Below are 26,218 nucleotides of genomic sequence, written 5' to 3'. Positions count from 1 at the left end.
GCGTACCCCCGGGGCGTGCCGGGGCCGCGCGGACTCGGCAGATCCGCGCGGCCCCGTCTGGCCGGTGTCGCCCGTTCGGGCGGTGGTCAGCGACCGGCGAGCAGCCGGTTCACCGCCGTGTCGACGTCCAGGTGCTCGGCCTCCCGGCCGCGCGGGACGACGACGTAGGTCCGTCGAAGGAAACGCACCAGGACGCTGCGCGGCACCTCGAAGAGGGCGTTGCCGTCCGGTGACGAGAGGGCCAGCGCGACGAAGTCGCCGCGCGGGGTGGCCCACGGCCAGACCCGCACATCGCCGATGCCGGCTGGCTCGTCCAGGCCGGTGACCAGCAGTTCGCGGGCGAAGGACCAGCTCACCGCCTCGCCGCCGGCAGATTCGGCGTGGAACAGGACATGGACCGCATACGGGTCAGCAGGGTCGTAACGCAGACTGGCACGCACCGGCAAGGCGGTGGCGTCAGGTGCGACGAGCCTTAGCGACGTCTCGACCTCTACGGTCGTCGGTCGGATGACACTCATGGACGTTCTCCCCCCGGCACCGCTGCGGAACGCGCGTGTCCCGCTTTTCCCATACTCAGGTGCTACTCCTGGCTACGCTCCGCCATACGCTGACTTCACCCAGTGGTGGGAAGGGGGACGGAAAGGCCGCGTGAATGTGAGGATTCATGTAGGATTTCCGGTTCTGCCCAGTGCGTGATCCCGCCCGGCATCGGGTGGTTCAGTCGTCGACTTACTCCGGTAACGTCCAGTCGGCCGTTGCAGTGACGGGCCCGGGCGACACTGGGGGGTGAAATGGTCACGAACCGATCCTCAGTGGATCGGGTGGTCGTGCCTGGTCCGCCGAACGTCGTGGTCCGAGCAGCCGAAAAGCGGGGGTACGAAGTGTCGATGGAGCAGCCTGAGCGGGCTGGTCGGCCGGCGTCCGACGACGGCCGCCCCGACAGTGATGCGCGTGGCGGTGGCGCCGGTCACACCGGCGGCATCCTCGTGGTGGCCGAGCGGCCGCGACGCCCCCGCTGGCGGCAACGCATCTCCACCACCCTCGACCTGATCCGCGCCAACCCCACCGGCCGGATCACCCTCAAGGTCGTCATCGCGATCGTCGGGGCGCTGGTGGTGACCATCGGCATCGCCCTCATCCCGCTGCCCGGCCCTGGCTGGCTGCTGGTCATCGCCGGGCTCGGCATCTGGGCCGTCGAATACCACTGGGCCCGTCGGCTGCTCGACTTCACCCGCCGACACGTCTACGCCTGGACCAACTGGGCCAAACGGCAGTCCCTTGCGGTGCGCCTCGTGCTCGGCTCCGTCGGCCTGGTGTTCGTGGCCACGGTGGTCTGGCTGTCACTCAAGTACAGCCTCGACATCGACCTGGTCGCCATCGCGATGGATTACCTCGGGGCGCGCTGACCCCGGATTTCCGGTCCGGCTCCACGATCGGGTAGAGTTACCGGCGCTGAGGGCGATTAGCTCAGTGGGAGAGCGCTTCGTTCACACCGAAGAGGTCGCTGGTTCGATACCAGCATCGCCCACTCTCAGTTCCGCAGGTCAGAGGCCACTTCCCGGGTTCGGGAGGTGGCCTTTCTGCTTGCGTACAGCAGCTAAGTACAGCAGCACGGCTATTGCGTTAGTGATTCGCCGAGGCGCTTGAGTGCGTCCCTGGTCGCCTTCGATGAGACCTGGGTGTAGATCTCCATCGTTACCGAGAAGCGGGCGTGCCGGAGGATCTGCATGGCGACTCGGGGGTGGACGTCCAGGTCTGCCAGCAGCGTGGCGCAGGTGCGGCGGGCGTCGTGGACGGTGATCGAGCGGACCCCTGCTTTGTCGCACCGGGCTTGCCAGGAGCGCTGGAAGTTGCGCGGCTCGATGGGTGTGCCATAGCGGGTGGTGAACACGAGGTCGTTCTCGTGCCACGCCTTTCCAGCGGTTGCTCGGGCTTCGTCACGCTGCTCGCGTCGCAGCTTCATCGCGGTCAGGCAGATGTCGGGCAGGGGGAGGGTGGCGTCGGACGCCTGGGTCTTGGTGTCGCGGTGCAGGAGCTGCCCGCGCACGCGTTGCAGTTGGCGACCGATTGTCAGCTCCCCAGCGTCGACGTCGACGTCCTCCCACGTCAGTCCCAAAGCCTCGCCCTTGCGCAGGCCGGTCACGAGGACCAGGGCGTAGGCGGCGTAGAGCGGGTCCTCGTCGTGGCGGGCGGACTCCAGGAACTTCCGGGCCTCATCGCTCGACCACGACTTGCCTCGACGGCGGCGGACGGTGGCCAGGGTGACCGCCGCGGCCGGGTTCTTGGTGATGAGATCTTCGGCTTGGGCGTGGGTGAGGGCGGCCCGCAGTGCGGCCCGGATGTCGCTGACCGTGCGCGTCGAGGGGACGGCCTGGCAACAGCGGCCGACCGCACAGCAGCGCCGCTTGTCCTTCGAACGGGCGGCGTCCTTGCCCTGCTCGCAGCACTGGCAGGTGCGGGCCACCTGGTTGATCCAGGTCTGCACGTCCCGCGACTGGAGCCGGTCCAGCCGCTTGCCGCCGAGGCCGGGGGAGATGTAGCGGCGAACGAATGTCTCGTAGGTGGCGTAGGTCAGGGGCGCGCGGTTCGGCTCGACGATCTCGTTGAGCCAGTAGGTGAGGAAGCTGCCAACCGTCGGAACGCTCGTCGCCACCGGCCCGGCCTTGGCCTGCTGGTGCAACTTGATCCACTTGTCGTGCACCGCTTCGCGGGTCTTGCCGTAGACGTACTTTCGGGTGCGCCTGCCGTCCGGCTTGGTGACCCAGACGTACGCGGCGAAGCCGTTGCGGTAGGGGAAGATGGATCCTTCGCCGTTGGCTCGTGTGCGTCCGGGCATCAGGCGGCCTCCTGGCGCTCGACCTGTTCGCGGATGTAGTCGTCGACCCATTCCGGGAGGATGCGGCGGTACTTGCCGTCCTTGATAGAGCGCAGCTCGCCGGTAGCGATCTTCATTTTGACTTTGGAGATGCCGAAGCCGAGAAGGACGGCGACCTCGGTGGGGGAGTACCAGCGGGGGCGGAGGTCGTGGTTCATGCGGCGGCTCCGGTGAGCCAGGCTTCGTGGGCGAGTTCTTCCCGGCCGATGCGTCTGCTCTCGCGTCGCTGACTTGCGGCGGTGTTGGCGAGCAGGGCGTCACCTTCGGTGAGCCAGCCGGACCCGCTGTAGGTGAGGGTGCCGACGATGATCGTGTCTGGCGGGTCGTCGTCCTCTTCGCGCCGGTAGGTGGCGCGGGTGTCGCGGAGCAGGCCGAAGGTGACGGAGTAGCGGCGGGCCTTGGTGAGGAAGTGGCCGCCGAAGCCGAGCATGTGCGCCCAGCGCCGCAGCCCGGCGTAGGCGCTCGGTCTGGTGTCAAGGCTGCCTTGACGGTCGTCGGCCGTTGCGGCTCCGCTGCTGGTGTCGGTGGGGGTGGGGCGGCCGAGATGCCAGCAGGCGTCGATGAGGCGGGCGAGATGGTCGCCTTCCGGATCGGCGTAGTCGTCGACGGTGGCGGGCGTGAGTCGGGTGGATTGGTGGCCGGTGGCTTCGGTGGCCTTGGTGGCGTACTTGGCCAGGTAAGCGGCCACCTTGCCGTCGGTAAACTCGCCGTCGGTGGCGTTAATCCGGCGCACGTCGACCTGCTCGCCCCAGGCCACCACCCAGCCCTGCGGCCGGTCGGGATGCGGCGGTGTGGTGACGGCGATCTGCCGGGCGGCGGCATGGATTGCGGCATCCAGGTCGTCGACGGTGATGCCGGCCGGCGGCGGCACGAGTGCATCCAGGTCAGGGTCGACACCGTCGAGGCGCAGCAGGGCGTGGAAGTGCACGGCTGCCCGGCGCTGCATCTCGGCAACCTTCCCGTGTGACACCCGAACCGGCGACAGTCGGCGCAGCTTGCCCGAGTCGGTGACGACCTGGACGAAGGGGATGCCGCGTCGGCGGCACAGCGCGGCGAGGTGCCGTTCGATGGCCTGCTTGGTGCGGCGCCACAGCTCGCCGGAGAAGTAGTTCCAGACGACCTGGTGGTCGTGGTCGTAGCAGTCCAGGCACAACGGCTGCCCGAGCCGCGGATCGTCGGCGTCGTGGCGGGCGAAGCAGGCCGCGTGCTGTCCGTGCTGGCAGGTGCCGGCGGCACTTCGGGCGCGGCAGGGAGCGGGCCGGCAGTCGCAGCGCTGCCGGGTGGCGCAGGTGTGGCGGGAGACGTGCCGGTGGTGGACCGCGCCGAAGGAGGGGGCGGTGAAGGTGGCGAAGACGACCGGGTGTCGGCCGACCGAGTCGGGTACGCCCTTGCCGCCGGTCAGGCCGCAGCGGATGACCTGGTAGGCGTCACCGGCGTAGACCCAGGCGCAGTCTCGGCACTGCGACTCGCGGCGGTTGCCGCACGCCTTGTACAGCGCCCGGTCGGGCAGCTCGTCGGTCCGGAGTTGGCCAGTGATGCGGCCGGTGGTCGTTTCGACGGCCGCGATGGTGCCAGTGAGGCGGATTGGCCGGGCACAGCCGCCGGCAGCGGCAGTGTGCTCAAGCCAGCCGGAGAACTCCGGCGTTGCAGCGCGGTGCAGGGCTTGGGCGTCACGGCCGACGGCGAGGCCGGGCCGGTACAGGGTGAGCGGGGTGGACACGGTTCTCTCCTCTGGGGGTGGCAGGGACGAGAGACGAAGCACCACCAGCCGTGGACGTTGGTCCGCTGGTGGTGTTCGTCGTGTCTCCTGGCACCGCCGGGAGGGCGGCTGACGCCGGAGGGCGGGTTCGTGGTGGTGCCACGTCCCGCCGATGGTCGTGTCCTCTCACGCTCGTCGAGCTGCTGACGAAAGCCGGCACGGGTGGGGGCATGGGATGCCGGCATCAGAGCGGTTGCCACAGGCTGTCCCCACCCGTGTAGGTGTGCGAATCCGGGCCATCGTGGACGGCAGTGGGGCCGTGCTGGGCCGCTCAGTGGATTCGGAGAACCGGCGCGGTGGCCGGTGCGATCGAGAGCCGGCGGGACGTGACCCGCATCAGCGGCAGGAAGGCCGCTCGGCATCTCCGAGGTCGAGTCCAGCGATCCGGCAGGAAGGCCGCGCTGGCGTACTCGACGAGCGTCAGAGTAGCACCGGGTACCGACACGTCAACCCGCCGTGATGTTGCCGGATGGAGAGGGCGGCCGGCTGCCACGGCCGGCTGCCAGCGGTGTGGGAGGACTTTCTGTACGTCCATCAAGGCGGCCCGCAACGGGCCGCACGCGCCGCCGCCTGGGCGCGCGTCCGTCGCTCCGCTGGCGCTCCGACTCCGGCCACGCAACACGCCCGGCGGCTGGCGCGGAAAGCGGAAGCCCAAGGGGCCGCCGCAGAACGACAGAGACGTTGACGGGTGAGGGTTGGGCCGGCAGCCGGCCGGGCCGCGCGGTCACGAGCCCGCGCGGCGTAGGGGAGCGCACGCCGGCCGCGTCGGCGAGCTGGCGGCGGTCGCGGGGTTGCGGTTACTGCGCCTCCGGCGGGGGCGCTCCGGCTCCAGGATGGCCGGGGACCGTTGGCGGGTCGCGGTCCGTGGGTGGTTGCGCGGGCCATCCCGTCTGCCATCGACCCGGGCAAGCCGAGCAGACCACCGCCCGACCCGCCAGCGTCCGAACGTGCGTCAAGGTCCGCTTGACGTGGCGGGTCGGGCGGCGGCCCGCTCCCCAGGAGGGCGGGTCGACGGCAGACGGGATGGCTGGGGACTGATGGACGAGTGTCGCAAGGTCGCAATACGTGGGCGGCCGTGGAACAATCGCACGCGTGATCGAAGAAGCCTGGCGACCTCTCGGCATCGACACAGAGGAAGAGGTCGCTGAGTATGATGCTCTCCACGATGGAGTCCCAAAATGGATGCGTTCTTCCTTTTGGGTATGGGTGCGAGATGCCCTGACTGTGCGTCGGCGTTATCGTGACGGAAGTGGACCCGCGTTGATGCTCGACACGGATCTGGCGGAACACATGTGCCAAACTCTCAAGATCCCACTTCCCGACCTCCGCTCCTCAAAGGTCAGTGACACAACCGGCCAGTGGCAGCTAACGACCGCGATCACAACGCTGCAGAAGCATGATGCGCCGCTCCAGATCGCCGACTATCTCCTTGCCCATGGCAGCCATGCGGGTGCGGACGACCTTGGTGCCATACTGGTACGGAGTAAATCGGCATATCAGATTGGCGTACGAACCGGTCGGCCGGGCCTGACACGCCGCGTCCCGTTAGGCGTACAGGTTGCTGCCGACGCTGCGATGGCGCGATCTGGGCGAGCTGGCACGCGGCTAGCCAAGGCATGGGAGGAGCTCTACGGCCTCACCCCCAATGCCAGCGAGGCGTATCGGTTGGCAATTTTGGCCGTCGAGGACGCCGCCGTTCCTGTGGTGTCGCCCAGCAACTCAAGAGCGACGCTCGGAACAGTGCTTAGGCAGCTTGAGGACCAAGGGGACTGGAGGCTGCCGATGGAGCGCGAGCATGACTCCGCTCCATCGTCCCAGGTCCTCATTAGCTTGATGCGGATGCTGTGGCATGGCCAGCATGATCGTCACGGCGGCCAGCCTTCAGCACCGGGCAACGTGTCGATAGACGAAGCTCAGGTAGCCGTGTCTGTGGCTGTCCCGCTGGTCCAGTGGTTTTGTGCCGAGTTGATCGGACGAGCACCTCGGACGGTCTGATCTGACTCATCTACGAGCGTAAGACGCGAAGCTAGCCGGGCCGCGTCTGGGAGATGGCCTCGGCGTTGCCATGCCCGATGCAGCGGTCAACACCGGCCCATACGAGCGCCGCAGAGAGCCCGGCTATAAACGCTCCGTGGCCATCGACCAGCAGGCACCGCTACTACTTGATGTGTAGATCAACCCGATTCCCAAGCTGAGAGTGCGTTGCCAGGTGGTTTCAGGCTCGCTGACGGCTCAACCACCGAAGTCGTTCGGTGTCATGAACGTCGAGATGTCTGAACTCGGCGTGCATGGCTCGGCCAGCCGTCGCGCTTGCTCGTCTTCGCTGATCTCACGACGTGGATGTGGCACGTGCTCAGCATCGACCCAGCCACAGTGCTCGCAAACGCCGGCGACCACCCGGTAGGACTGGCAGGACTCGCAGCGGACGCTCAGTCGAGCATGGCGCAACCGCGCAGCACTGAACATGCCCAGCAAGTGCTCCACCATCTTGAGCGCGATCTCCGCATCTATCCGAGCGGCGTTCTTGGCATGCGTTAGGCCATTGGTGTATGACCACGTCTCTACCGAGATAGCCTTTAGATAAGATCGCAGTTTTGCAGACGAATCGCCCGCTGCAAGGCGGTTCGCCAAGTGTTCCACCCAGCCCTTGAAATCTGCCTTTTTAGGCGGCGCAGTGCCGTCCGGCACCAGACTTTCATCGGTAGCCTCGCCAATGAATGATACGAGGCACTCCCGTAGCCGCATGCCGACGGCCTGGAAGTTCTCGGCCTCGTCGCCGCTAGCATAGGCATCAAACGCTTGCTGCCAACGTCGCCATGAGCCCGGCAGAAGCTCAGCGTGAAGTTCGGCGACTGGAACTTCACGTTCCTGCTGATAGGTCAGTCGTAGAGCCAAGCCGACATGGAATGTCAATACAACGTCGCGGCTCTTGAAATCGACTTGGTTATAAATGCATGGGTTCTGTGACAACCCACCATCGACTACCGGTGCAGTGCACATCCCAGATGTCGTGCCGGACGGGGCCCACCAGCTCAGACGCCGCCTTCTCAAGGTGGACAACCTCTTCATGGGCCTGGTCCTGAACATAGGCACGGACTGCCTCTTGCTCACGCTTGCTGGGGCGCATGTGGCATGCCTTCCGACTGTGCTTTCACGCCCACGCCCACGCCCACGCCCACGTCGACGAGGCTCGGGCTCAGGCCGTCGCCAGGCCGTCGGAGGCCAATCATGAGCGACCAACGACGACCATTGGTGACGATATCTGCCCAGGTGACAAGGCGCGATCGGCCCGATGACCAGGCCGCCCGCAGCCTTCTTACCTGTAGTTGGTGAACTGAATACCTTGCGCAAGCCTCATAGCGTAGCTGCATGACGGACGCGCCATGGTGGGGGACTGCCCTGCTAGCCGGGCTCTTTGGGCTTGGGGGTGTCGCGGTTGCCCAAGCCATTGCGATCAGGCTGGAACGAGCGCGCAACAGACGTGAAGACCAGCGGCGTTGGCACGCCGAGAGACGGCATGTCTACGCCAACTTCTTAGCCGCCGCCTATGCCCTCTACCGTCATATCCGGTCGAGCCCTCGAGATGGGGCCTACGCCTTACGGTGGCGCGAGCTGGTGGATGACCTCACCGTCCGGCACCAGGAGGTGCACCTCCTGGCGTCAACTCCCGTCGCTGGGGCGGCACAGGCGCTCCTTGCTGAACTCAGAGAATTCGCTGACGCCGCCAAGAAGCAACCTGACGAGAATCATGAAGCGTTGCGCGACTCGCTCTCACAAGCACGTATGCACTTCATCAGCCTCGCCCGAGCCGAGCTGGATGTGGCAGAGCCGGGAGGGTCCTTTACGCTCAGGAACTTCTAGCGGAGCTGTCTACTCCGCTACACACCACTGCTGCCGACAGCAACGATGACAGCAACACGGCCGGACGTGGGCGGAGCAATCCGGACACGTGCGGATTGTCGGTCGAGGCCAGAGACACGGACGGACCGGCCTGGACGGAGCGCCCAGAACTTGTAAGCGAGATGTCGTGGGCGTGGCGGCCGCCTCTGCGAGGAGATCTACTCGGCGACGAAGACGCCAACGCCGGGTAGCGTTTCGGTCATCCCTTTGATCCGTAGTACCTGCATGGCACGGTCGATCACCGGCTCGGTGACCCCGTAGTGCTCGATCAACTCTCGCCGACTGGGCAGCTTGGAGCCGGGCTGGAACTCGCCTGACGCGATGCGTTCGGCGAGGTCGTCGGCAATCTGTTCGTAGCGGTAACGCGGTGGCACGTGGTTCTCCTCGGTTGGCAACACGAGTAGACCACCTACGCCAGCCCTTGACTACCCAACGGTACCTATGGGAGGTTGCCGAGGAGGTCGATTCCCTCGGTTGGCGCTGTGGGCCGTCCTCGCCGGCGTGGATGTTCGGCGCGTCCCCCGCGTCCGGGCATCCACGCCTCCAGATTGCTCCGGCACAAGGAGACAGCAGTGCTCCCATCGACAACGGCAGGGCAGACCCTGGTGCGAGCGGGCGAGGCGAGCCGGTGAAGCGAGTCTCGTACGACGAGTACGTGCTGGCGGTAGCGCTGACTCTTGCTCGCCGTCACCGACCCGTCTGGTCCTGGCGACACTGGCGGCGCATCTGCCGCTGCGGAGGCGATCTGCCATGCCAAAGCCGCCACCGCATCCCGATCAACCGCGACCACTGGCCCAGCCAGGACGGCACGCGATGACGACTCACCATCCGATCAAGCCGCTCTGGACGTGCGGCGGTTGTGCGGGGGAGTGGCCCTGCCAGACCCGGCGGCGGGAACTGCGAGCCGAGTACGACCGCGCCCCGGTGTCGCTGGCCCTCTACCTGGCCGCCCAGCTCGTCGACGCCGCCCAGGACCTGACCCACGTCCCCGCCGCACACCTGCACTACCGATTCCTCGGCTGGACCCGATGAGCATCCTGCGGCCGGGTGACGAGAAATTCCACTACAGCGATGGTTCCCACAAGTGGATCCCACCGGACCCGGACTACGACCCGGAGGTCTGGGACGAACAGGTCCGCCAGCACAAGCAAGGACACCTCAGGAACGAGCGCCCGAAGGTCCGCATCCAACGCCTCGTCTGACGCCAGCAGTACAGCAGCGAAGTACAGCAACCCGGCCAGCCGAACCGAGCCGAGAAGCGCGCCAGCAGGCCGTGTGACCTCCCATCAAGCCCGATCCAACCGGCTTGCCGAGAGTTCACACCGAAGAGGTCGCTGGTTCGATACCAGCATCGCCCACTCTCAGTTTGTGCAGGTCAGAAGCCCGTTGCCGAGATAGTCGGTAACGGGCTTGACCCATGCGGCGGCCTTGGTTGCCCACGCCCAGTCCACGATGCGTAGGCCGAGTGGTGTCACGATCAGGTTCGCCGGGTTGAGGTCGGAATGGATAAGTGTCTCGCCGTCCATCGCCGGGTGGGCGAACCCGAGCCGGGCTGCCGGGGTGAACCACGTCTCGTCGGGTGCCGGCGTTTCCTGAACTGCTGTCAGTGCGGCTAGCTAGGCACTCACGCCGGCCCGGAAGACCGAGCCCTGCCGGTGGCCGCGCCGGTGTCCCGGCGACTGGCTGCCCCGCGGCTCCCGCGAGGCGCCGAGATCAGCCGGCGCGGCAGCGGGCCGCGTCCAGGGGGTGTGCGACATCGTCGAACACTTCTGCCGCGCGGTGCCGCAGTTGCCGCGCCTGCTCCGCGTCGCCGTCGGCCGCCAGGAGATGTGCGCGGGCTTCCAGCGTGGCGGCCTGCCACGCCGTGCCCTCCCAGAGAGTGCTTGAACGTTCCGCCGCCGCGAGAAACGTCCGCGCCGAGTCCAAGTCGCCAATTCGGACGCAGGTAATGGCCGCAGGAACCTCAAACATAATGGCGCAGAAATCGCAGGAGTCGTTCTGGGTCATGGCAGCCTTCGCCGCGTTGATGGCCGCCCGGGCGGCCTCCGGCGAGTCCGCTGCGGCCACCGTAGTGCCGTAGATCCGCTGAATCAGGTGGGGGGCGAGCACTGAGGAACGCGCCAAGGGAAGTGCCCGACGAAGTAGCCGCGTCGCGGTGCGCCGGTCACCACGCGTGAGGTGCACCTCCGCGAGTCGCTGCAACGAATGGGCCTCGCCAGCGGTGGCGCCGATCTCGCGGTGTAGGTCAACGGCCGTGCTGAGTTCGCGCTCGGCTGTGTCGAGATTGCCGGCGAGTAGTTCCGCCTCGCCGGCCAGGGCTCTGGCGAAGGCGACAGCCCGGAGAACGCCGGAGGACTGGGCGGTACGGCGCAGGCCTTGAGCGAGGTCGATGACGTCCTCGTAGGGCGTGGGCCCGTAGAGCAGATACTCGGCGACGCAGAGGTGCGCGTCGAAGACGGTGGTGGCCAGCCCGGGGTCATCGCGGGTACGCATCAGCTCTGCGCGCAGCGTGTGGTTCCATTCACCACGGGTGTGCGTGATCAGCCCTCGCAGGGCGACCAGATTTGACTGGAGCAGGGCGGAGCCTTGTACCGGGTCGGCGCGTAGCGAATCGGCGACCGCCGCCCTGGCACCGTCGATGTCGCCGGTGAAGTAGGCGAGAGCGCCGTGGGCGAGTAGGACTGCCGAATCGTCGGGCCCGCCGTCGGGCTCCAGACCGTGCAGGACCGCCGCTGCGGTGTCGGTGTCCCCGGACAGAACCGCGAGCTGGCCCATCCTTGCCCGCAGCACTCGAGCCTGCCGTTGGTCGGCCACCGCGAGCGCCTCACGGTAGGCGGAGAGTGCTGCTGGGTCGCCGATCGCGGCGAGCGCGTCGGCTCGCAGGGTCAGGGCCGCTACCAAATCCTCGTCGCGGGCCGCCCCGAGAATCGACTCCACCAGGGACAGGGCGTCTCGGAAGGCGCCGACCGCCACCTCGGTTTGCGCGGCGCGCAGCACAAAAGGCACGGCTGCAGCGGTGTCACCTGCGGCGAGTAGGTGGTGGCCGACGCGTGCCGGTGACGCGCCAAACTCGATCAGGCGCCGCGCGCAGGAGCGGTGCAGGGCCGAACGCCGGTGGGGCGGGACCGCGTCCAGTAGGGCCTCGCGGATAAGCGGATGGCGAAACCGGAAGCCTTGTAGGGTCCGTTCGATGACCAGGACGGCCAGGGCGGCGTCCAGGCAGTCGAACGCCTGGTCCTCGGGCAGATCGCTCATCGCGATGAACCCGTCGGTGTCGAAGGTGGAGCCCATGAGCGCCACGCGCTCCAGCGCCGCACGTGTGGGTGGGGCCAGCGAGCCCAGCACCGCCTCGGCCGGTGCGCGAAGTTCTCCATCGACGGCCGAGCGGGCCAGTTCGGTGACCGTGAACGGGACTCCACCAGAAATCGACCAGATATGTTCCACGACATCGTCAGGCAGGTCCGGTGCCTGCTCGGCGACGAGCGCGGCCGTCTCAGACTGGGTCAGTGACGGCAGCGCGAGGTCGAGCGCGCCGGACCGACCAAGCAAGCTGTTGCGGATCCGCTCGAAGGCGTCCGTGGTCGGCTGACGTCGGTGGGTAAGCAGGAGCACCAGCCGTTCGTCCCTGCAGCTGCGGACCACGTAGCGCAGTAACCGCATGGTCCCTTCGTCTGCGTCGTGGACATCCTCGACGATAAGCAGCAGACCCGGCCCGGCTGCCGCGAGGCGTGCCAGTTGGGCCACCGCTATGAACAACCGTTGCGGGGCATTCTGGCCGGCCCAGTTCCCGACATCCCCTGACAATGCCCGGTCGATGTCGTCCCGATAGCGGTCGTTGAGGCCGTCGAGCAGGGTGGGATGGCGGCGGGCGAGGTCGGCCAGCGCTTCCAACACGGGGGCGAAGGGCCAGGCGCCTTCGACCGCCGAGACAACGCCTTGACCGGTACGCCAGCCGCGGGCGACGACCCGCTCGCGTAGCCATGCGGCAAGGGTGGACTTGCCCATGCCAGCTGCGCCCGCGATGAGGACCGCACGGCCACGTCCCGTTGCGGCCTCCTCGATCACACGCTCCAGCGCGACCCTTTCCCGCCTCCGTCCGACCAGGACCTCGCTTGCGGCCCTCTGCGAGGTCGGGCCGATCAGCGCATCGCGCAGCGCCAGCGCCTCCGCGTCGGGCACCGCACCGAGCTCGAGCTGACGGGCCCGGTCGAGACGCTCGAACAGGCGCAGGGCACTGTGACGGTCGCCCGACGCGGCACTTTCCCGCATCAGCGCCATGCCTACGCGCACGTCGGTCGGGTCTGCGGCAACCAGATCGCTCCACCGCCCGGCGAGCCGACACACCTCGAGGTAGGTGTGGCGCAGTCGGTCACGGTGCCCCTGGGCCCACTCCTCGTAGCGGTCCTCCGGCAGAAGATCACCGCCGTACGCGTCGACGGCCCGGCCGGCCGCCGTGACGTCCTCGTTCTTCAGCGCCTCGGAAGCAAGATCATCGAACTCGACCGCGTCGATGCGGACTTCGGTCCGAGCGTTCGGGAAGAGCGAGACCAACTCCCGGTGAAGCACCACACCATCGGGGCCGAGGACCCGGCGGGCGTAGTGGGCTGCCTTGTGCAGCCGGGGTGCCGCCTCCTCGACGGTGGCATTCGGCCAGAGTGCCGCGATCACCTGCTCGCGGTGGAGTTGCCGGCCCGGCGCGAGCGCCAACAGCTTGACAAGCGTGATCGGTTGGCGCCGGGTCCATGCCGTATCCGGCACCGCGCCCGTGTCGACCGTCACTCCGAATCCACCAAGAAGACGCACCCCCACGCGATTCTTCATCGCTTAATGGTAGCGGCGCCGATCGGGCCGGTTAGGGCCTCCACTTCGGCGCTGAAAGCGGAATTCAGTCGCAGGAGTAACTCGCGTACCGCTGGCACGTCCCACCGGTACCCGGCGAGTTCGTCGACGACGTCGAAAATAGGTGTCGCGAGCTGATCCCGTTCCGCCTGGTATGCGGCCAGCGCCTCGATTTCCCCAACACCGGACACAATCGCTGCGACCTGCCGTGAAAGCAGGTCTGCGTCACGCAACGCATCGGTGATCCCATTAGAGCTCAACGGATCGATGAACTGGCCTGCGTCCCCTACCAGCGCCCATCCCGCTCCGTGGGCCTGGCGCAGGTAACTGGTGCGTCCGGGATGGCCGTGAAGCCGTCGCGGCGCAAGCGATTCGGGCAGCCGGCCAGCGGCCGCTGGACCTGTCGCCTCGGCAAGCAGTCGGATGTACGAACCCCACAGATCACCACTCACCTCTCGGTTGAACCTTTGCGCGCTGGTTCCGGCGAAGACACAAACCTTGCCGTCGTTTGTCGGAATCATTCCTGCCGATGCACCCGGGCGGTAGAACCACTCGTAGTCGGTAACCCCAAGCCCGTCCCAGTAGCCATAGATAATCGCGCCGCTGGCGCTTCCGACTCGCACATTCGGCGCTCCCACCAGGCGGGCCACGGTCGACCCGGCGCCGTCGGCGCCGACGGTCAGCCAGGACCGCACTCGTACCGGCGCCGACGAGTGGTCGTGCCCCACGACGCCAGTGATTCGCCCAGACCGGTCGCGGTCGAGGCCGGTGACGGTGACGCCGTACCGAACTGTGGCGCCGGCGTTCTCGGCGGCTTCGGCGAGAAGCCGGTCCAGTAGCGTGCGGCGAGGGGCATAGAGTGCCTCCACGCCGGCAGCAGGCTTGATCGACACTGTGACCTGCTCACCCGGATAGTGGAAGCGGGTGCGCCGCACCGCAGGCGTGTCTGCGGCCACGATGGAATCCAGCAGGCCCCACCGGGCGAGTTGGGCTACGCCCGCCCGCATGAGCGCATGAGTCGAGAGCGTGTCAGCGCCGGGCTTCGCCCGCTCCAACACCAACACCCGCAGACCTTGCCGTGCCAGCAGTAGCGCCGTCGCGGCACCCGCCGGCCTGGCCCCGACGACGACTACGTCGTAGTCCTCCGTCACGCCGACCTCCCCCTACTGATAGTTACTTGGCGAAATTGATACTTCGATGGCGGAGCCTTACGGCGATCTGCTCGGCGAGATACGCCGCGTCGTGCCGGGCGCCATCAACCAGAGTGGCGTTGCGTCGGTGCTGAAACCGCAACCCGACCGCGTAGAGCCCTGGCGCGTCGGTGATCCCGCGTTGGTGACGCAGGTGACCAGCACTGTCCAACACCGGTATCTGCAGCCACGGGTAGACGGGTCGAAACCCGGTCGCCCACACGACGGAACTCAGACCGGTCACCTGTCGTAGCCCGCCGTCGAGGACGAGAGGCGGAATGTCGGCCGAGCGGGTAAAAACGGCGTACCGGTCAATCGTGCCCAACACCCGGAGCAACCGGTTTTCGGCCCGCGTCGTCGTGTCCTGGAGATCGTCCGCGAAGATCGCCCGTTCTCTCCCGTCCACCTGGACCAGGCGGCCGGCCAGGCGAACTCCGCGATCCCTCAGCACGCCCAGGTCAAGCGCCCGGCCGGCCGCGAGTTGAAACGACGGCTCGCGGCGGGCACGGCGCGGGTCGGGCACCTCGTCAAGAGTGCGGTCCAAGCTCCCGAGGCGGTCCAGCCAGTACAACACGTCCCGGCCGCCATACCGCCGCGGCATCCGCGTGTGCTCTCCGACTGCCAGGGTTACCTCACGGCCGGACCGGGCCAGCTCATCGGCGATCTGCACCCCGGTCGACGACGCGCCGACCACCAGAACGCCGCCGACGGGCAACTGCGCGGGATTCCGGTAGGCAGCCGCGCCGATCTGAGTGATCGTCGGCGAAAACTCGCCACTCAGCGCCGGCACCAGCGACCGGGAGTGGTACCCGGTGGCGATGACGACGCAGCGCGTCCGCCAAGTGCCCGCGTCGGTGGAGACCAGATAGCTCTCACCGTCGGCACGAACCCCGATGACACTGGTGTTCTCCAGCACCGGCGCCCGGCTGATCCTGGCGTACGCGGACAGATGGTCAGCGAAAGCCGCAGCAGACATGAACCCATCGGGGTCGTCGCCTTGGTAGGACCAACCGGGCAACCGGGAGAGCCAGTTCGGCGTCAGTAGCCGGCATGAGTCCCACCGGCCCGACCGCCACCGCTGCGCCACCCGGCCGCGTTCGAGTACGACATGCTCGATGCCGTATCCGGTTAGGCAGTGGCTCATCGCCAGCCCCGCATGGCCAGCACCGATGATGACCGTATCGGTGGTCTTCATGGGTCTACTCAGTCGTCACGTCGATGGCGACCGGTACGCCATTGGTGAACACGTCGTAGACAGCCGAACGGCGACGTGACTGCTCGATCAACCCCCGCAGGACGTCGTCCGGGGCGTCACCGGAAATCCGGAAGCTCACCGAAATCCCCTGGTACCCGTTACGCACCTCCTCGGACATTCCGAGAATGCCGAGAAGGTCGATGTCGCCGACAACTGTCGCCTCGACCGAGTGCAGCTTCACCCCACGGGCCGCCGCGATGTTCGCCAGGCCCGACGTGAGACACGACGCAATGGCGTGCAGCAGATACTCCACCGGCGCGGGACCGTTTCCCCCGCCCACCAACATCTCGGGGTGATCCGAATCGTAGGTAAAGGGCTCAGCGCGGCTCACGTCCTCCTGGCCGGCGCCGTAGAAGCCCTGAATCTCGCTGCGGTTATGAGTGCCACTGACCCACCGGTTGACCGCACGAAACTGGAACTTCGCCAGCTCCGGCTGGGCACGCACGGCATCGAGCGTGGCAAAGAGGGCCGGCGTGTCAACGCCATTGAGCGGCTGGCGCTCGGTAGTCGTACCCACAGTCCTTCTCCCTTGTGTCGCCCATTCCGGACCCGACTTTGTCGCGGTGACAACCGGAGCAGGCAACGCCGGGAAAGCTACGAACCCCGCCTTCCCGCAACCTTCCCAGCTCTTGTCTGTCAGGTTGAGCTGAGGACGCTTCCCGAGGTCAGGTGTCAGGAGTTCGGCCGCAGCTGCCGACAACGACGGGCCAGTCGGGGCTGCCCGGGCCGCCCGCGGCGAGGCGTGCCAGAAGATCTTGATTACCCGGGCCCGAGGTTGTCAGGAATGGTGAGGATCTTCCGGGCAAGCCGACGCGGGAACTGTGGCGGGGTGATCGGGCAGCCACGCACGGGCTGTCGGCGGCCTGGTCGTGCCCGGACCAGGGTGGGCGTCGGGAAGGTTGCGGGAAGGTGGGGCTCGTAGCTTTCCCGGCGTTGCCTGCTCCGGTTGCCGCCACAGCACAAGTCGGGTCCGGTGTGGGTGGCGCGGTGAACAGGTGTGGGGCTGCCGTTCTCGGCGTTCCCGTGCCGCCGACCCGCGTTTGCTGCGGTCGCCGTGTTCGCGGCTGGTCATCGCACGTAGAAGCACCGTGCAGGAGCACCATTCTCAATTCGGAGAGCGTGATGAACATCGATGAGTTGGGCTCGATTCTAGGAATTTGGGCACATCCCGACGACGAGGCGTACCTGTCCGGCGGTCTGATGGCGATGGCCCGTGACGCTGGCTCGGAGGTCGTCTGCGTCACGGCCACCCGGGGTGAACGCGGCACGTCCGATTCGGTGACGTGGCCGCCGGATCGACTGGCGGTGATCCGCCAGGACGAGTTGACACGCAGCCTGGGGGTGCTCGGCGTCACAAAGCACCATTGGCTGGGATACTCCGACGGCGAATGCGCCGACGTTGCCCCAGCCGAGCCGGTCGCCCGGCTATCCGAACTGATCGACGAGATCCGGCCCGACACGATTGTGACCTTTGGTCCGGAAGGCCACACGGGGCACCCGGACCATCAGGCGGTGTCAGTCTGGGCCGAGAGCGCATTCCGCCGGGCCGCGCCTGCCGGCACACGGCTGCTGCACGCTGCCGTCAGCCACGAATGGGCGCGAATGTGGAATGACGTCCACCACGAATTCGCCATCTTCCAGGACGGATACCCGCTCGCGGTGGACCACGACCAACTCGCCGTGGAACTCGTGCTGGACGACAGGACGCTCTCCCGCAAGCTCAATGCGCTCACGGCACAGGCGTCCCAAACGAGCGGACTGATCACACTGATGGGCTTTTCGCGCTACACCCGGTGGGTCAGTCAGGAGTCGTTCGTGGAGGCGGCGCGGGTCCCGGACGGCCCCGCAACCAGATGAGACTCCAGCAGGGGCGGGATGTCGCCGCTGGAATGCGAAGCATGCTGCCGTGGCTGGTCGCGGTGGCGCCGTTCGGCCTCGTCATCGGCGTCACCGCAGGGCAGTCGAGTATCCCTTCGGCGATCGGCTGGTTCACCGGGCCAGCGATCTACGGCGGCAGCGCCCAGATTGCCGCGATTCAACTGCTGGACAGCGGAGCCGCCGCAGCATCGGTGATCGCGACCGTACTCGTCATCAACCTGCGACTTGTGCTCTACTCGGCGGCGCTCGCCCGATACTGGCGCGGAACGCCGCTGTGGTGGCGACTGCTCGCCGGCTACCTGCTCATCGACCCGTCCTTCGTCGTTGGCATACGCCGCTACGAGCACCACCGGTGGGCGTATGCGGCAGCCCGCCAGGGCGACCAGCGGCTGACCCCTGACGTGGGCTTGGGAGATCTACGGTCATCGCACGCCTTCTACTTGGGCGGAGCCGTCGTACTGTGGGTGGGATGGCTGATCGCGCTCGGCGTCGGCACGGTCGTCGGGGCCCGCGTTCCCGAGGGTCTTCACCTAGAGCTACTCGTGCCGCTCTACCTCGTCGGCCAGGTCGTACCAGATCTGCGCCAGCGAGCAACCCGTCGTGCCGTCGTTGTCAGCAGCGTCGTGGTGGGCGCGTGCATCGCCGCGCCGCTGAACCTCGGCATCGTCGTCGGTATCACCGCGGGACTCGCAGCCGGATACCTCACGTCGCTCAAAGACCGCCCGGGCCCGACCGCCACGCCGGCTCCATCCGCACAGGAGCATCAGCTATGAGCCCCTGGTTCGTCATCCTCGTTGCCGGCATCGGCAGTTACGCGATGCGAATTTGCATGACGTTGACCGACCGGCTGATCGTCCCTCCGCGATTGGAAGCGTCCGCCGAGATGGTCGCACCAGCAGCCTTCGCCGCCCTCGCCTCGGCCAGCCTCACCCCGTTGGTGTTCTCCGCCACCGGACTCTCCGCAGCTGCACCTGTCGTCCTTGCTGTTGCCGCAGCTGTCGTGGGGACCGCAGGAACAGGCAAACCCTACGTTGCGATGCTCGCTGGAATGCCCACCTACTGGGTCGCCGCCGCGCTGATGTGATCGCATAGCCTCCGGTGGATTCCGGTACACCGGCGACGATTGTGCTCGTCGTCCGCCCCGAGTTCGCCTGATCCCGTAGGTCACGGCACGTAACGGCGAGGGGCAGCGGAGCGACTTGCCCAGCGCTAGCATCGCGCTGATTCCCGCTCCCGATTACGGAGATCTCATGCGCACACTTGCCGCCGCCGCCCTCGTGGGCGTGTTCGTGGCCGTCCTGCCGGCGACGGCCGCCCTGGCCGCCGCCCCCAAGCCGGATATCGCGGTGACCGCCGCCGCCGACAAGGCCAACTACGCCGAGGGCGAGACCTTCACCATCACGGTCACGGTGAAGAACAAGAGCTCCGTCGACGCTAAGCGCGTGCACTACACGGGCGGCGACAGCGAGGGCGTCGAGGGTGTCGCCTATGGTGTGCTGTCGACCGGTTTCGATCTCGCTGCCGGCGCCACCAAGACCGTTCAGCTCACCGGCAAGACCAACCGCTTCGCGTGGGAGTTCGGCTACGGATTCGTCGCCTTCTCGCTTGCCGCCGACAACGGCGAGGTCAACGACGCCGACAACACCACCAGTGTGCGGCTGCTGGTGCCGGGCGCCTTCGACGATCTCGGCGGCTACGTCTACCAGGGCGAGTCCGAGGGCGACGAGTGGACGCCCCGGACGCCTGGAGTCCCGGGTGTCAAGGTCGTCGCCACCAGTCGCGACGGCAAGACGAAGTACGCCGAGACCATCACGGACGCCAAGGGCCTGTTCCGTTTCGCCCGCCTCCCCGTCGGCGAAATCCTGCTGACCTTCACCGCACCGGCGGGCTGGAAAATCCTGGCCGACCAGGACGGCGAGGACAACCGCACTCTCACGCAGGTCAGTGTCGACGACAGCGACGAGCCGCGCGTCTTCGTGGCGGCGAAGAAGGTCGCCGTGAGCTCGCCGAGCGCCTCGCCGTCAGCGTCGCCGTCGGCATCAGCGTCGGCGTCGGCGTCGGCATCAGCGTCGGCGTCGGCGTTGCCGTCGGCTTCGTCGAGCGCTGGCCCGGGCCTGCCGGTCACCGGCGGCAAGACCATGCTGTACGTCGGTGCGGCAGCGGTCGCCGTCGTGGTCGGGGTCGCGCTGGTGCTCGTCGCGCGGCGCCGCCGCGTACACCTGCAGGCCTGATCGACCCTTCGCAGGCTGTAGCGTCCTCCGCTACGTCGAGCAAGGCAAAGGGCGCCGAGGCCCCAGCACCCCGCTGGAGCCTCGGCGCCGCGACTCCGGCCGCGACGCGAGGTCACCTGTCCTGAGAGGATCCGCGTTGAACGCGGTGCACGGACAATGGGGATATGAAGCGAGGGTTCGCCTGATGCGGTTGACTGGGACGCGCGCCGACGGCGCGGCGGCTACGGGCGCGCGGGCTGCGGGTGCGGCGTCGCTCGGCGCCCTGGCTGTCGGGGCGTTGGCTGTCGGGGCCGTGGCTGTCGGGGCGCTCGTCATCGGGCGGCTCGCTATTCGCCGGGCCGTGGTGCGGGAGCTGCGCGTGGGCCGGTTGGAGATCGACGAGCTGGTGGTGCACAGCCGACCCGGCGTCGAGGGATAACCCGCTCCGCCTTCGGCGTCAGCAGCATGGCGGCCGGTAGCCTTGAGCGTGACGACGGCCGATGGGTCGGTGGCGCATTTCCCGCGCTACGCGAGGAGGTTCCGGGTGGATGCCTTGCCGGAGTTGACGTTCGGGCAGCGGTTGAAGGTCTACCGGGAGCGGTCCGGCAAGACTCGTGCGGTGCTCGGTGGGTTGGTGGGGCGCAGCGCCGAGTGGGTCAAGGCGGTGGAGACGGATCGGATCCTGCCGCCACGCATTCATATGCTGGATCGGATCGCGCGTGCCCTCAAGGTCGACGTGTCCGCCTTGGTCGGAGAGTTGAGCGATCGTTCGGCCGTGATCAACGGGCCGGAGCATCCGGCGCTGGCGTCGGTCCGGGATGCCGTGAACCGCTTCGCGATCTCCGGAGACATCCCCGTCGAGTCGTTGCCCAGTCTCCGGGGGCGGCTTGCGGCGGCGTGGCGGGCCCGTCATCAGGCGTCGGATCACCGGACGGTGCTGGGTGGGCTGTTGCCGGGGCTGCTGCGGGACGTGCAGCGTGCCGCCTTGGCGTACGAGGGTGACGAGCGGCGGCAAGCACAAGCGTTGCTGGCGGAGACGCTCGGGTTGGCGCAGATGTTCATCGCCTACCAGCCTGCTGCGGAGCTGCTGTGGCGGGTGGCGGACCGGGCGATGGTGGCGGCGCAGGAGTCCGGTGATCCCGAGGCGATCGCCGGTGCGGGGTGGTTCCTGTGCCAGGTGCATCGAGACGCCGGGGATTGGGACACCGCGATGGCGGTGACGCTGGACGTGCTGTCGGCCCTGGAGTCGCGGACGGCCGACGGAAGCATGAATCTGCTGGCGCTGTGGGGGTCGCTGAACTTCGAGGCCGCCTACACGGCCGCTCGTGCCGGTGAGGAAGGGCGGGCCTGGCGGTACTGGGACCGCGCGGACCGGGTGGCGCAGCGCCTGCCGCAGGGGTTCTACCAACCGCAGACGTCGTTCTCCCGGGTCATCATGGGCGCTCATGCGGTGACCGTGGCGGTCGAGCTGCAGAAGTCCGGGGAAGCGGTTCGGCAGGCACGCCGCCACGACTCGGCGGCGATTCCGTCGAGGCCACGTCGGGCACGCCATCTCATCGAGGTCGCGCGGGCGCACTACGGCAAAGACGACAAGGAAACAGCCGTAGCAACCTTGCGGCAGGCGTACGAGTCGGCTCCCGAGACGGTCCGCTTCAACGGGTACGCCCGACAGATCACCCTGGACCTGCTCGACGGTCCACGGTCTACCCGCGACGATGCCCGTGACCTCGCGGTGAAGGTTGGTCTGGTTTCGTGATCTATGGGTAGGAACCCTACCCATTCCGCACTGCGACTCTCCGTAGCGTCACCCCACGGGATGCGGCGGGCGGTGCGGCAAACGCCTGGTCGCCGCGTCCCCCTCAGCAGAGGGCGATGATGCCGCCCTCGTGAGCGACGAGGGAGGGCGCGTGCGGCGCGTCTCGTACGACGAGTATCTGTCGGCCACCGCGTTGACTTTCGCTCGGCGGCATCGGCCGGTGTGGTCGTGGCGGCTCTGGCGGCGCGTCTGCCGCTGCGGAGTCGACCTGCCCTGCCGTGCCCGACACCGGATCCCGATCAATCGTGGTCACTGGCCTGGGGAGGGTGAGCAGTGACCGGCGGGTCGGAGCGGGTGATTCTCGCGGTGCACGTTCGTGGGCTCGACGGTATGTGCGTCGGCTGCCGGATGTGGTGGGCGCGGCTGACGTCGTACCCCTGTTGGCAGGTGGATTGGGCGACCAGCCGGCAGGCGCGGTCGCTGACGGCGGCGGTGCTCGGAGGCCGCGCATGACCACGCACGGCCCGGTGCTGCCTATCTGGAGCTGTGGTGGCTGCGATGCGCCCTGGCCCTGCCGTACCCGGCAGCGCGAACTGCGCGCGGAGTTCGACGGCGCTCCGATTTCTCTGGCCCTCTACCTGGGTGCCCAACTGGTGCGTGCGTCCGAGGACCTCACCTGGATGCCGGCGGGGACGCTGCACCGGCGTTTCCTCGGCTGGCTGCGGTGAGCATCCTTCGCCCTGGGGACGAGAAGTTCCACTACAGCGACGGCTCCCACAGGTGGATCCCACCGGACCCGGACTACGACCAGGAGATCTGGGACGAACAGGTCCGCCAGCACAAGAGAGGCCACCTCAGGAACGAACGCCCCAGGGTCCGCATCCAGCGCCTCGTCTGACGCCAGCATGCCGTCTGACCTCGCATCAAGCGATCCGACTGCCTTGCCGAGCGTGCACACCGAAGAGGTCACTGCAACCAACAGATGCGTCACAAGTGCGCGTTCTACGCGTTCGGGTCCCAGTCTGCGAGCTGCTCCATCGGCTCGATGTCGCCGGTGGTCTCTAGGCCATCGAGCGGGATGCGCGCGTAGAAGTAGAGGACCATGTCGCTTGCTGCGCCTCGCATCGCCATGTCGCCCGGCTCCGCGTCGGCGGCGAGGTCGTCGCAGCGGACGCCGTCGGCGTTGAGGGTCAGACGCCAGGAGCGGCCCTCGGTCGTGTGCAGGTCGATGGTCGCCGACTTGAACGGCCAGGGGACGGTCGTCGTCGAGACGGTCGTCAGGAACTCGTCGACGCCCTCGACCGCGACGTCCGTCGGCAGCGGCTGTGCGGCCGCCTGGGTGAGCTGGGCGTCGTAGGTGTGGACGGCGATCTCCTGAATCTGGTGCCGGGCCACGGCTCCGCTGGTCCCCGGGGCCTGCGAGCGGCCCCACCAGGTCCAGCAGCCGCGGTCCGGGCCTGCCTCGCGCATCGCCTCGAGCATGAGCTCGGTCGACTCGGCGAGCCAGGCGTCCAGGGCTTCGCGGTCGCGGGGCGCGGTCGGGGCGCCCTTCGGGTCCGTCCTCGCCGGGGGCTCAGCGCCCGGGCCCGCCGCGATGATGGCGGCCTGGCGGCGGCGGCCGTCGCCGAAGTGCTGCGCCAGTTCGCGCAGCGTCCAGTCCGGGCAGGTCGGGACCTGGACGTCAAGGTCGGGGGCGGACGCGATCGCCGCGCGGAACGCCGCCGAGCGGTCTTCGATCAGCCGCAGCACTTCGGGGAACTCCAAAATGGTCTGCACGTCGGCTGTATATCACTGCGCTCCGGCGGCCGGGTAGCGAATTTGTCGCACGAACGCGTCGACGGCCGGGCGGCAGCGCTGAAGGACTTTCTCGCCTGACAGTCTCGCCCACCCATCGTCCGCTCACGGCGCCGTCCGCTCATCGGAAACTGCCCACGCGCCGGGCCAGTCCGGCCAGGACCGCGTCCAGGGACAGTTTCGCGGCACTGGGCAGCAGCAGGTCCGCGGCCGTGAAGCGGGCGTGGTCCGCATGCGGGTTCGGCACTGCCACGCAGCGCAGCCCGGCCGCGTGCGCCGCCGCCACACCGTGCGGGGTGTCCTCGAATGCGACAGCCTCCTCCGCCGGCAGCCCGAGCCATTGCAGCGCCAGCAGGTAGACGGCCGGATCCGGCTTGTGCGCGGCCACCTCCTCGCCGGTCGCCAGCACCTCGAACCGCTCCCGCAGCCCGGTTCGATCGAGCATCGCGCCCACGTGGGTGACCGGGGAACTGCTCGCCACCGCCAGCCGCAGCCCCAGCTCCGCGGCCCGGTCCAGCCAGCCGACGATGCCGGGCGCCGGCTGCAGCGCCGCATTCAGTTCCGCGCGGTACGCCATCCGCAGGGCGTGGCTGGACTCGCGGTCGTAGGTCGGTCCGACCGCCGCGGCGAGCGCGGCGTAACGCGGCTCGTTCGCGTCGCCGCCGTGGTTGGCGAAGAAGCCGACCGGGTCGAGCTCCAGGCCGTGCCGTAGCCACTCCCAGCGCCAGCTCTCCAGCAGGGTGCTCTCCGTGTCCATCAGCAGGCCGTCGAAGTCAAAGATCAGCGCCTTGATCGTCACGGCGGCCAGTATCGCAACCTCTGCGACCGGTACCCGGGCTCAGTCACGCCGGCTCCCCGTGAGGTCGCAGCGAAGAGTGAACAACCCGGCTGATCTGCTGTCGGCACCATGGTCGGCATGACTCACCATGATTGCTGGACGAGTCAGTTGACGGACCTACCGAGCAGCGTCGCCGCCACGGCCAGGGTGGCCAGTGACAGCGTCGTGGTCACCACTACCGCCCGGTTGGCCACCTCCTCGCCGGCGCCGTACTCCTGGGCGTAGATGAACGTGTTCTGCGCTGTCGGCAGGCCCGCGCAGACCACCACGGCGAGCAACTGCGGCGCGGACAGGTGCAGGGCCAGCCCGGCCGCGTACGCGATGACCGGCTGCGCGACGAGCTTCAGCGCGGCGATCACGGCCAGCTCGGCCGGCTGGGTGATCACGGCCGGCTCTGCCGGCTCTGCCCGCGACGGCGCCGTGCGATGCAGCGACGCGCCGAGCGCGACCAGGGCGGCCGGAACCGCGGCGCCCGACAGCAGGGTGAGCGACGCGTCGGCCGCCGACGGCAGATGCAGGCCGGCAGCCGACCACACGACACCGAGCAGCGACGCCAGGATCACCGGGTTGCGTACCGGCAGGGAGGCGATACGGCGGACCCGTACCCGCCCAGCCGGGTCGCTGTGCCGGTCCAGGGCGACCAGGATTACGGGCGTCACCACCAGCACCTGCAGCAGCACCACCTCCGCCAGGAACGACACGTTGCCGAGCACCTGCGTTGCGATCGGGATGCCGAGGTTCGCCGAGTTTACGTACCCGGCGGCCATGCCCCAGATCGGCCGTTCGCCGGGCCTGCGACCGAACAGCCAGCTCGCGCCGACCCACCCGAACCCGATGACCGCGGCAGTGCTCACCCCAAAGGCGAGCAGCGAGCGGCCGGCGAACCCGGAGAGCGGCATTCGCGACAGGGTCAGGAACAGGGCGGACGGCATTGCAAGGTGGAACACGAAACGGCCGAGCACCGACGCCGCCGCCTCGCCCAGCAGGCCCCAACGACAGGCCGCGTAGCCGAGCGCGGTGAGGATCCAGATCGGTACGAACGCCGACACCAAGCTCATACGGGCGTCACCGGCGGGCGGGCGTCGCGCCGGCTCAGGGACTGGCGGGCGTCTGAGGCGTACGAGTCGAGAAAGCCGTCATCGACCGGCCGCAGAGTGAGCCCGGTTCCGTGACACCCCACCGCGCTGTCGCCGGTCTTCAGAGACACCGACGCGTCCAGGGTGCGTACCAAGCCGCCGAGCCGCCGGGGGTTGTCCACGTGTACGCCGAACGGGAAGCCACGCGCTCAGCCTCGCATCCCGTCCGGACCCCACCCGCACACGTGCTGACCGGTTGACAGAAATCAAGCTGGAGATTGTCGGATCTGCCGGGTGCCGTTCGTAGCGTATGCAGAGACGGACGTCGGATCCCGGGGACGATCAAGGGGAGCGGACATGCCTGAGTACCTCATCTACTTCAATCAGCAGTGGGTGGGTGACCACACCGAGGAGTGGTTCCGCGGGCGCGGTCCACTCGCCAGGGCGGTTGTTGATGAGATCAAGGCCGCCGGGGCATTCGTCTTCGCCGGGGGCTTGGAGGAAGAGGACGGCCCAGTCTTCAACGCGGACACCACAAGCGGTGCGCTGGTCTTCACCGACGGGCCCTATGCCGAGAGCAAGGAGTTCCTGGGTGGCCTGACCATCGTGGACGTGCCGGATGAGGCGACCGCCCGGATGTGGGCCGGCAAGATCGCGGAGGCATGCGGCTGGCCGCAGGAGGTTCGCCGGTTCAAGCCGCCGCGCGTCTTGCAGGGATGAGATCGCCGCTTCGGTTGGTCAACGGCGGCAGGACAGATCCTCAGGTGGCGTGGTGCCGGTGAGGCGGCGCCACTCGGCGCCGCGGCTGGCGGCGGAATTCCTTGGGGTACTTGCTCAATCCGGCCGCG

29 protein-coding genes and 1 tRNA gene are annotated in these 26,218 nt (G+C 68.1%); 16 read left to right on the top strand and 14 right to left on the bottom strand.

Features of this window, described 5'->3' with window-relative positions; all coding sequences use genetic code 11:
• Positions 1 to 86: 86 nt before the first annotated feature.
• Positions 87 to 518, bottom strand: coding sequence for an SsgA family sporulation/cell division regulator (locus ABZ780_RS09670; protein ID WP_007457244.1), 432 nt, complete (start codon positions 516 to 518; stop codon positions 87 to 89).
• Between the two features lie 273 nt (positions 519 to 791).
• Between ABZ780_RS09670 and ABZ780_RS09665 the strand changes: the two genes are divergently transcribed.
• Both ABZ780_RS09665 and ABZ780_RS09660 read left to right on the top strand, forming a co-directional pair.
• Complete coding sequence (locus ABZ780_RS09665) at positions 792 to 1,406, top strand: TIGR02611 family protein (protein WP_357485503.1); 615 nt, start codon at positions 792 to 794, stop codon at positions 1,404 to 1,406.
• Positions 1,407 to 1,456: 50 nt separating this feature from the next.
• Positions 1,457 to 1,528, top strand: a tRNA-Val gene (locus ABZ780_RS09660).
• 87 nt (positions 1,529 to 1,615) lie between these two features.
• Here ABZ780_RS09660 and ABZ780_RS09655 read toward each other — a convergent pair.
• From ABZ780_RS09655 to ABZ780_RS09645, 3 genes are read right to left on the bottom strand one after another with little or no spacing between them, the layout of a single operon-like run.
• Positions 1,616 to 2,836, bottom strand: coding sequence for a site-specific integrase (locus ABZ780_RS09655; RefSeq protein ID WP_357485501.1), 1,221 nt, complete (start codon positions 2,834 to 2,836; stop codon positions 1,616 to 1,618).
• Positions 2,836 to 3,033: an excisionase family DNA-binding protein gene (locus ABZ780_RS09650; protein WP_357485500.1), complete on the bottom strand. Its 198-nt coding sequence runs from the start codon at positions 3,031 to 3,033 to the stop codon at positions 2,836 to 2,838. Before ABZ780_RS09650 ends, ABZ780_RS09655 begins: the two co-directional genes overlap by 1 nt.
• Positions 3,030 to 4,595 (bottom strand): replication initiator, encoded by a 1,566-nt coding sequence (locus ABZ780_RS09645; RefSeq protein WP_357485498.1) that lies wholly within the window; start codon positions 4,593 to 4,595, stop codon positions 3,030 to 3,032. The genes ABZ780_RS09650 and ABZ780_RS09645 overlap by 4 nt, the downstream gene beginning before the upstream one ends.
• Positions 4,596 to 5,726: 1,131 nt before the next feature.
• Here ABZ780_RS09645 and ABZ780_RS09640 point away from each other — a divergent pair.
• Positions 5,727 to 6,629 carry a hypothetical protein gene (locus ABZ780_RS09640; protein ID WP_357485497.1) on the top strand — a complete coding sequence of 301 codons (903 nt, stop codon included), beginning with the start codon at positions 5,727 to 5,729 and terminating at the stop codon, positions 6,627 to 6,629.
• Positions 6,630 to 6,866: 237 nt separating this feature from the next.
• Here the strand turns inward: ABZ780_RS09640 and ABZ780_RS09635 are convergent, their stop codons facing one another.
• Positions 6,867 to 7,634 carry a hypothetical protein gene (locus tag ABZ780_RS09635; protein WP_357485496.1) on the bottom strand — a complete coding sequence of 256 codons (768 nt, stop codon included), beginning with the start codon at positions 7,632 to 7,634 and terminating at the stop codon, positions 6,867 to 6,869.
• 369 nt (positions 7,635 to 8,003) lie between these two features.
• On the opposite strand from ABZ780_RS09635, the gene ABZ780_RS09630 reads away from it, so the two are divergent.
• Entirely contained in the window at positions 8,004 to 8,495 is a 492-nt protein-coding gene (locus tag ABZ780_RS09630; protein ID WP_357485494.1) for a hypothetical protein, read from the top strand.
• Between the two features lie 197 nt (positions 8,496 to 8,692).
• Here ABZ780_RS09630 and ABZ780_RS09625 read toward each other — a convergent pair whose 3' ends face one another.
• The gene (locus ABZ780_RS09625) at positions 8,693 to 8,932 is read right to left on the bottom strand and encodes a GntR family transcriptional regulator (RefSeq protein ID WP_088948848.1); all 240 of its coding nucleotides are present in this window, start codon (positions 8,930 to 8,932) and stop codon (positions 8,693 to 8,695) included.
• Positions 8,933 to 9,347: 415 nt separating this feature from the next.
• Here ABZ780_RS09625 and ABZ780_RS09620 point away from each other — a divergent pair, with 415 nt between their 5' ends.
• Entirely contained in the window at positions 9,348 to 9,566 is a 219-nt protein-coding gene (locus ABZ780_RS09620) for a flavin reductase (protein ID WP_357485493.1), read from the top strand.
• Positions 9,563 to 9,736, top strand: coding sequence for a hypothetical protein (locus tag ABZ780_RS09615; RefSeq protein WP_357485491.1), 174 nt, complete (start codon positions 9,563 to 9,565; stop codon positions 9,734 to 9,736). The genes ABZ780_RS09620 and ABZ780_RS09615 overlap by 4 nt, the downstream gene beginning before the upstream one ends.
• 159 nt (positions 9,737 to 9,895) lie before the next feature.
• Here the strand turns inward: ABZ780_RS09615 and ABZ780_RS09610 are convergent, their stop codons facing one another.
• The 5 genes from ABZ780_RS09610 to ABZ780_RS09590 all read right to left on the bottom strand — a co-directional run bounded on the left by ABZ780_RS09610 (position 9,896) and on the right by ABZ780_RS09590 (position 16,335).
• Positions 9,896 to 10,060: a hypothetical protein gene (locus tag ABZ780_RS09610; RefSeq protein WP_357485490.1), complete on the bottom strand. Its 165-nt coding sequence runs from the start codon at positions 10,058 to 10,060 to the stop codon at positions 9,896 to 9,898.
• 187 nt (positions 10,061 to 10,247) lie between these two features.
• The gene (locus tag ABZ780_RS09605) at positions 10,248 to 13,355 is read right to left on the bottom strand and encodes an AAA family ATPase (RefSeq protein ID WP_357485489.1); all 3,108 of its coding nucleotides are present in this window, start codon (positions 13,353 to 13,355) and stop codon (positions 10,248 to 10,250) included.
• Complete coding sequence (locus ABZ780_RS09600) at positions 13,352 to 14,524, bottom strand: NAD(P)/FAD-dependent oxidoreductase (RefSeq protein ID WP_357485488.1); 1,173 nt, start codon at positions 14,522 to 14,524, stop codon at positions 13,352 to 13,354. Before ABZ780_RS09600 ends, ABZ780_RS09605 begins: the two co-directional genes overlap by 4 nt.
• 22 nt (positions 14,525 to 14,546) lie before the next feature.
• Positions 14,547 to 15,758 carry an NAD(P)-binding domain-containing protein gene (locus ABZ780_RS09595; protein ID WP_357005229.1) on the bottom strand — a complete coding sequence of 404 codons (1,212 nt, stop codon included), beginning with the start codon at positions 15,756 to 15,758 and terminating at the stop codon, positions 14,547 to 14,549.
• Positions 15,759 to 15,762: 4 nt separating this feature from the next.
• Positions 15,763 to 16,335 carry an OsmC family protein gene (locus tag ABZ780_RS09590; RefSeq protein ID WP_357485487.1) on the bottom strand — a complete coding sequence of 191 codons (573 nt, stop codon included), beginning with the start codon at positions 16,333 to 16,335 and terminating at the stop codon, positions 15,763 to 15,765.
• Positions 16,336 to 16,940: 605 nt separating this feature from the next.
• Between ABZ780_RS09590 and ABZ780_RS09585 the strand changes: the two genes are divergently transcribed.
• The 9 genes from ABZ780_RS09585 to ABZ780_RS09545 all read left to right on the top strand — a co-directional run bounded on the left by ABZ780_RS09585 (position 16,941) and on the right by ABZ780_RS09545 (position 22,560).
• Positions 16,941 to 17,675 carry a PIG-L family deacetylase gene (locus tag ABZ780_RS09585; RefSeq protein WP_357485485.1) on the top strand — a complete coding sequence of 245 codons (735 nt, stop codon included), beginning with the start codon at positions 16,941 to 16,943 and terminating at the stop codon, positions 17,673 to 17,675.
• A gap of 41 nt (positions 17,676 to 17,716) precedes the next feature.
• Complete coding sequence (locus ABZ780_RS09580; RefSeq protein ID WP_357485484.1) at positions 17,717 to 18,469, top strand: AzlC family ABC transporter permease; 753 nt, start codon at positions 17,717 to 17,719, stop codon at positions 18,467 to 18,469.
• Positions 18,466 to 18,780 carry a hypothetical protein gene (locus ABZ780_RS09575; RefSeq protein WP_357485483.1) on the top strand — a complete coding sequence of 105 codons (315 nt, stop codon included), beginning with the start codon at positions 18,466 to 18,468 and terminating at the stop codon, positions 18,778 to 18,780. The genes ABZ780_RS09580 and ABZ780_RS09575 overlap by 4 nt, the downstream gene beginning before the upstream one ends.
• 262 nt (positions 18,781 to 19,042) lie before the next feature.
• On the top strand, positions 19,043 to 19,927 hold the full coding sequence (locus ABZ780_RS09570; protein WP_357485481.1) for an SdrD B-like domain-containing protein: 885 nt from the start codon (positions 19,043 to 19,045) through the stop codon (positions 19,925 to 19,927).
• Between the two features lie 184 nt (positions 19,928 to 20,111).
• Positions 20,112 to 20,345: a hypothetical protein gene (locus ABZ780_RS09565; protein WP_357485480.1), complete on the top strand. Its 234-nt coding sequence runs from the start codon at positions 20,112 to 20,114 to the stop codon at positions 20,343 to 20,345.
• A gap of 105 nt (positions 20,346 to 20,450) precedes the next feature.
• Positions 20,451 to 21,662 (top strand): transcriptional regulator, encoded by a 1,212-nt coding sequence (locus tag ABZ780_RS09560; RefSeq protein WP_357485479.1) that lies wholly within the window; start codon positions 20,451 to 20,453, stop codon positions 21,660 to 21,662.
• A gap of 333 nt (positions 21,663 to 21,995) precedes the next feature.
• Complete coding sequence (locus ABZ780_RS09555; protein ID WP_357005254.1) at positions 21,996 to 22,175, top strand: hypothetical protein; 180 nt, start codon at positions 21,996 to 21,998, stop codon at positions 22,173 to 22,175.
• Positions 22,172 to 22,390 carry a hypothetical protein gene (locus tag ABZ780_RS09550; protein ID WP_357005258.1) on the top strand — a complete coding sequence of 73 codons (219 nt, stop codon included), beginning with the start codon at positions 22,172 to 22,174 and terminating at the stop codon, positions 22,388 to 22,390. The genes ABZ780_RS09555 and ABZ780_RS09550 overlap by 4 nt, the downstream gene beginning before the upstream one ends.
• Positions 22,387 to 22,560, top strand: coding sequence for a hypothetical protein (locus tag ABZ780_RS09545; RefSeq protein ID WP_357485477.1), 174 nt, complete (start codon positions 22,387 to 22,389; stop codon positions 22,558 to 22,560). Before ABZ780_RS09550 ends, ABZ780_RS09545 begins: the two co-directional genes overlap by 4 nt.
• 104 nt (positions 22,561 to 22,664) lie before the next feature.
• Here the strand turns inward: ABZ780_RS09545 and ABZ780_RS09540 are convergent, their stop codons facing one another.
• The 3 genes from ABZ780_RS09540 to ABZ780_RS09530 form a co-directional block, all read right to left on the bottom strand.
• Positions 22,665 to 23,438 carry a maleylpyruvate isomerase N-terminal domain-containing protein gene (locus ABZ780_RS09540; protein WP_357485476.1) on the bottom strand — a complete coding sequence of 258 codons (774 nt, stop codon included), beginning with the start codon at positions 23,436 to 23,438 and terminating at the stop codon, positions 22,665 to 22,667.
• 139 nt (positions 23,439 to 23,577) lie between these two features.
• A complete protein-coding gene (locus ABZ780_RS09535) occupies positions 23,578 to 24,255 on the bottom strand; it encodes an HAD-IA family hydrolase (protein ID WP_357485474.1) in 678 nt (225 codons plus the stop codon).
• 143 nt (positions 24,256 to 24,398) lie between these two features.
• Positions 24,399 to 25,352 (bottom strand): AEC family transporter, encoded by a 954-nt coding sequence (locus tag ABZ780_RS09530; RefSeq protein WP_357485473.1) that lies wholly within the window; start codon positions 25,350 to 25,352, stop codon positions 24,399 to 24,401.
• A gap of 375 nt (positions 25,353 to 25,727) precedes the next feature.
• Between ABZ780_RS09530 and ABZ780_RS09525 the strand changes: the two genes are divergently transcribed.
• The gene (locus ABZ780_RS09525; RefSeq protein WP_357485472.1) at positions 25,728 to 26,090 is read left to right on the top strand and encodes a YciI family protein; all 363 of its coding nucleotides are present in this window, start codon (positions 25,728 to 25,730) and stop codon (positions 26,088 to 26,090) included.
• The last annotated feature ends 128 nt before the right edge of the window (positions 26,091 to 26,218 follow it).

Source organism: Micromonospora sp. NPDC047467 (genome assembly GCF_040643095.1).
Lineage (GTDB): Bacteria > Actinomycetota > Actinomycetes > Mycobacteriales > Micromonosporaceae > Micromonospora.
Note: the sequence above shows the minus strand (reverse complement) of the source record. Positions and strands in the feature narration are given on the sequence as shown.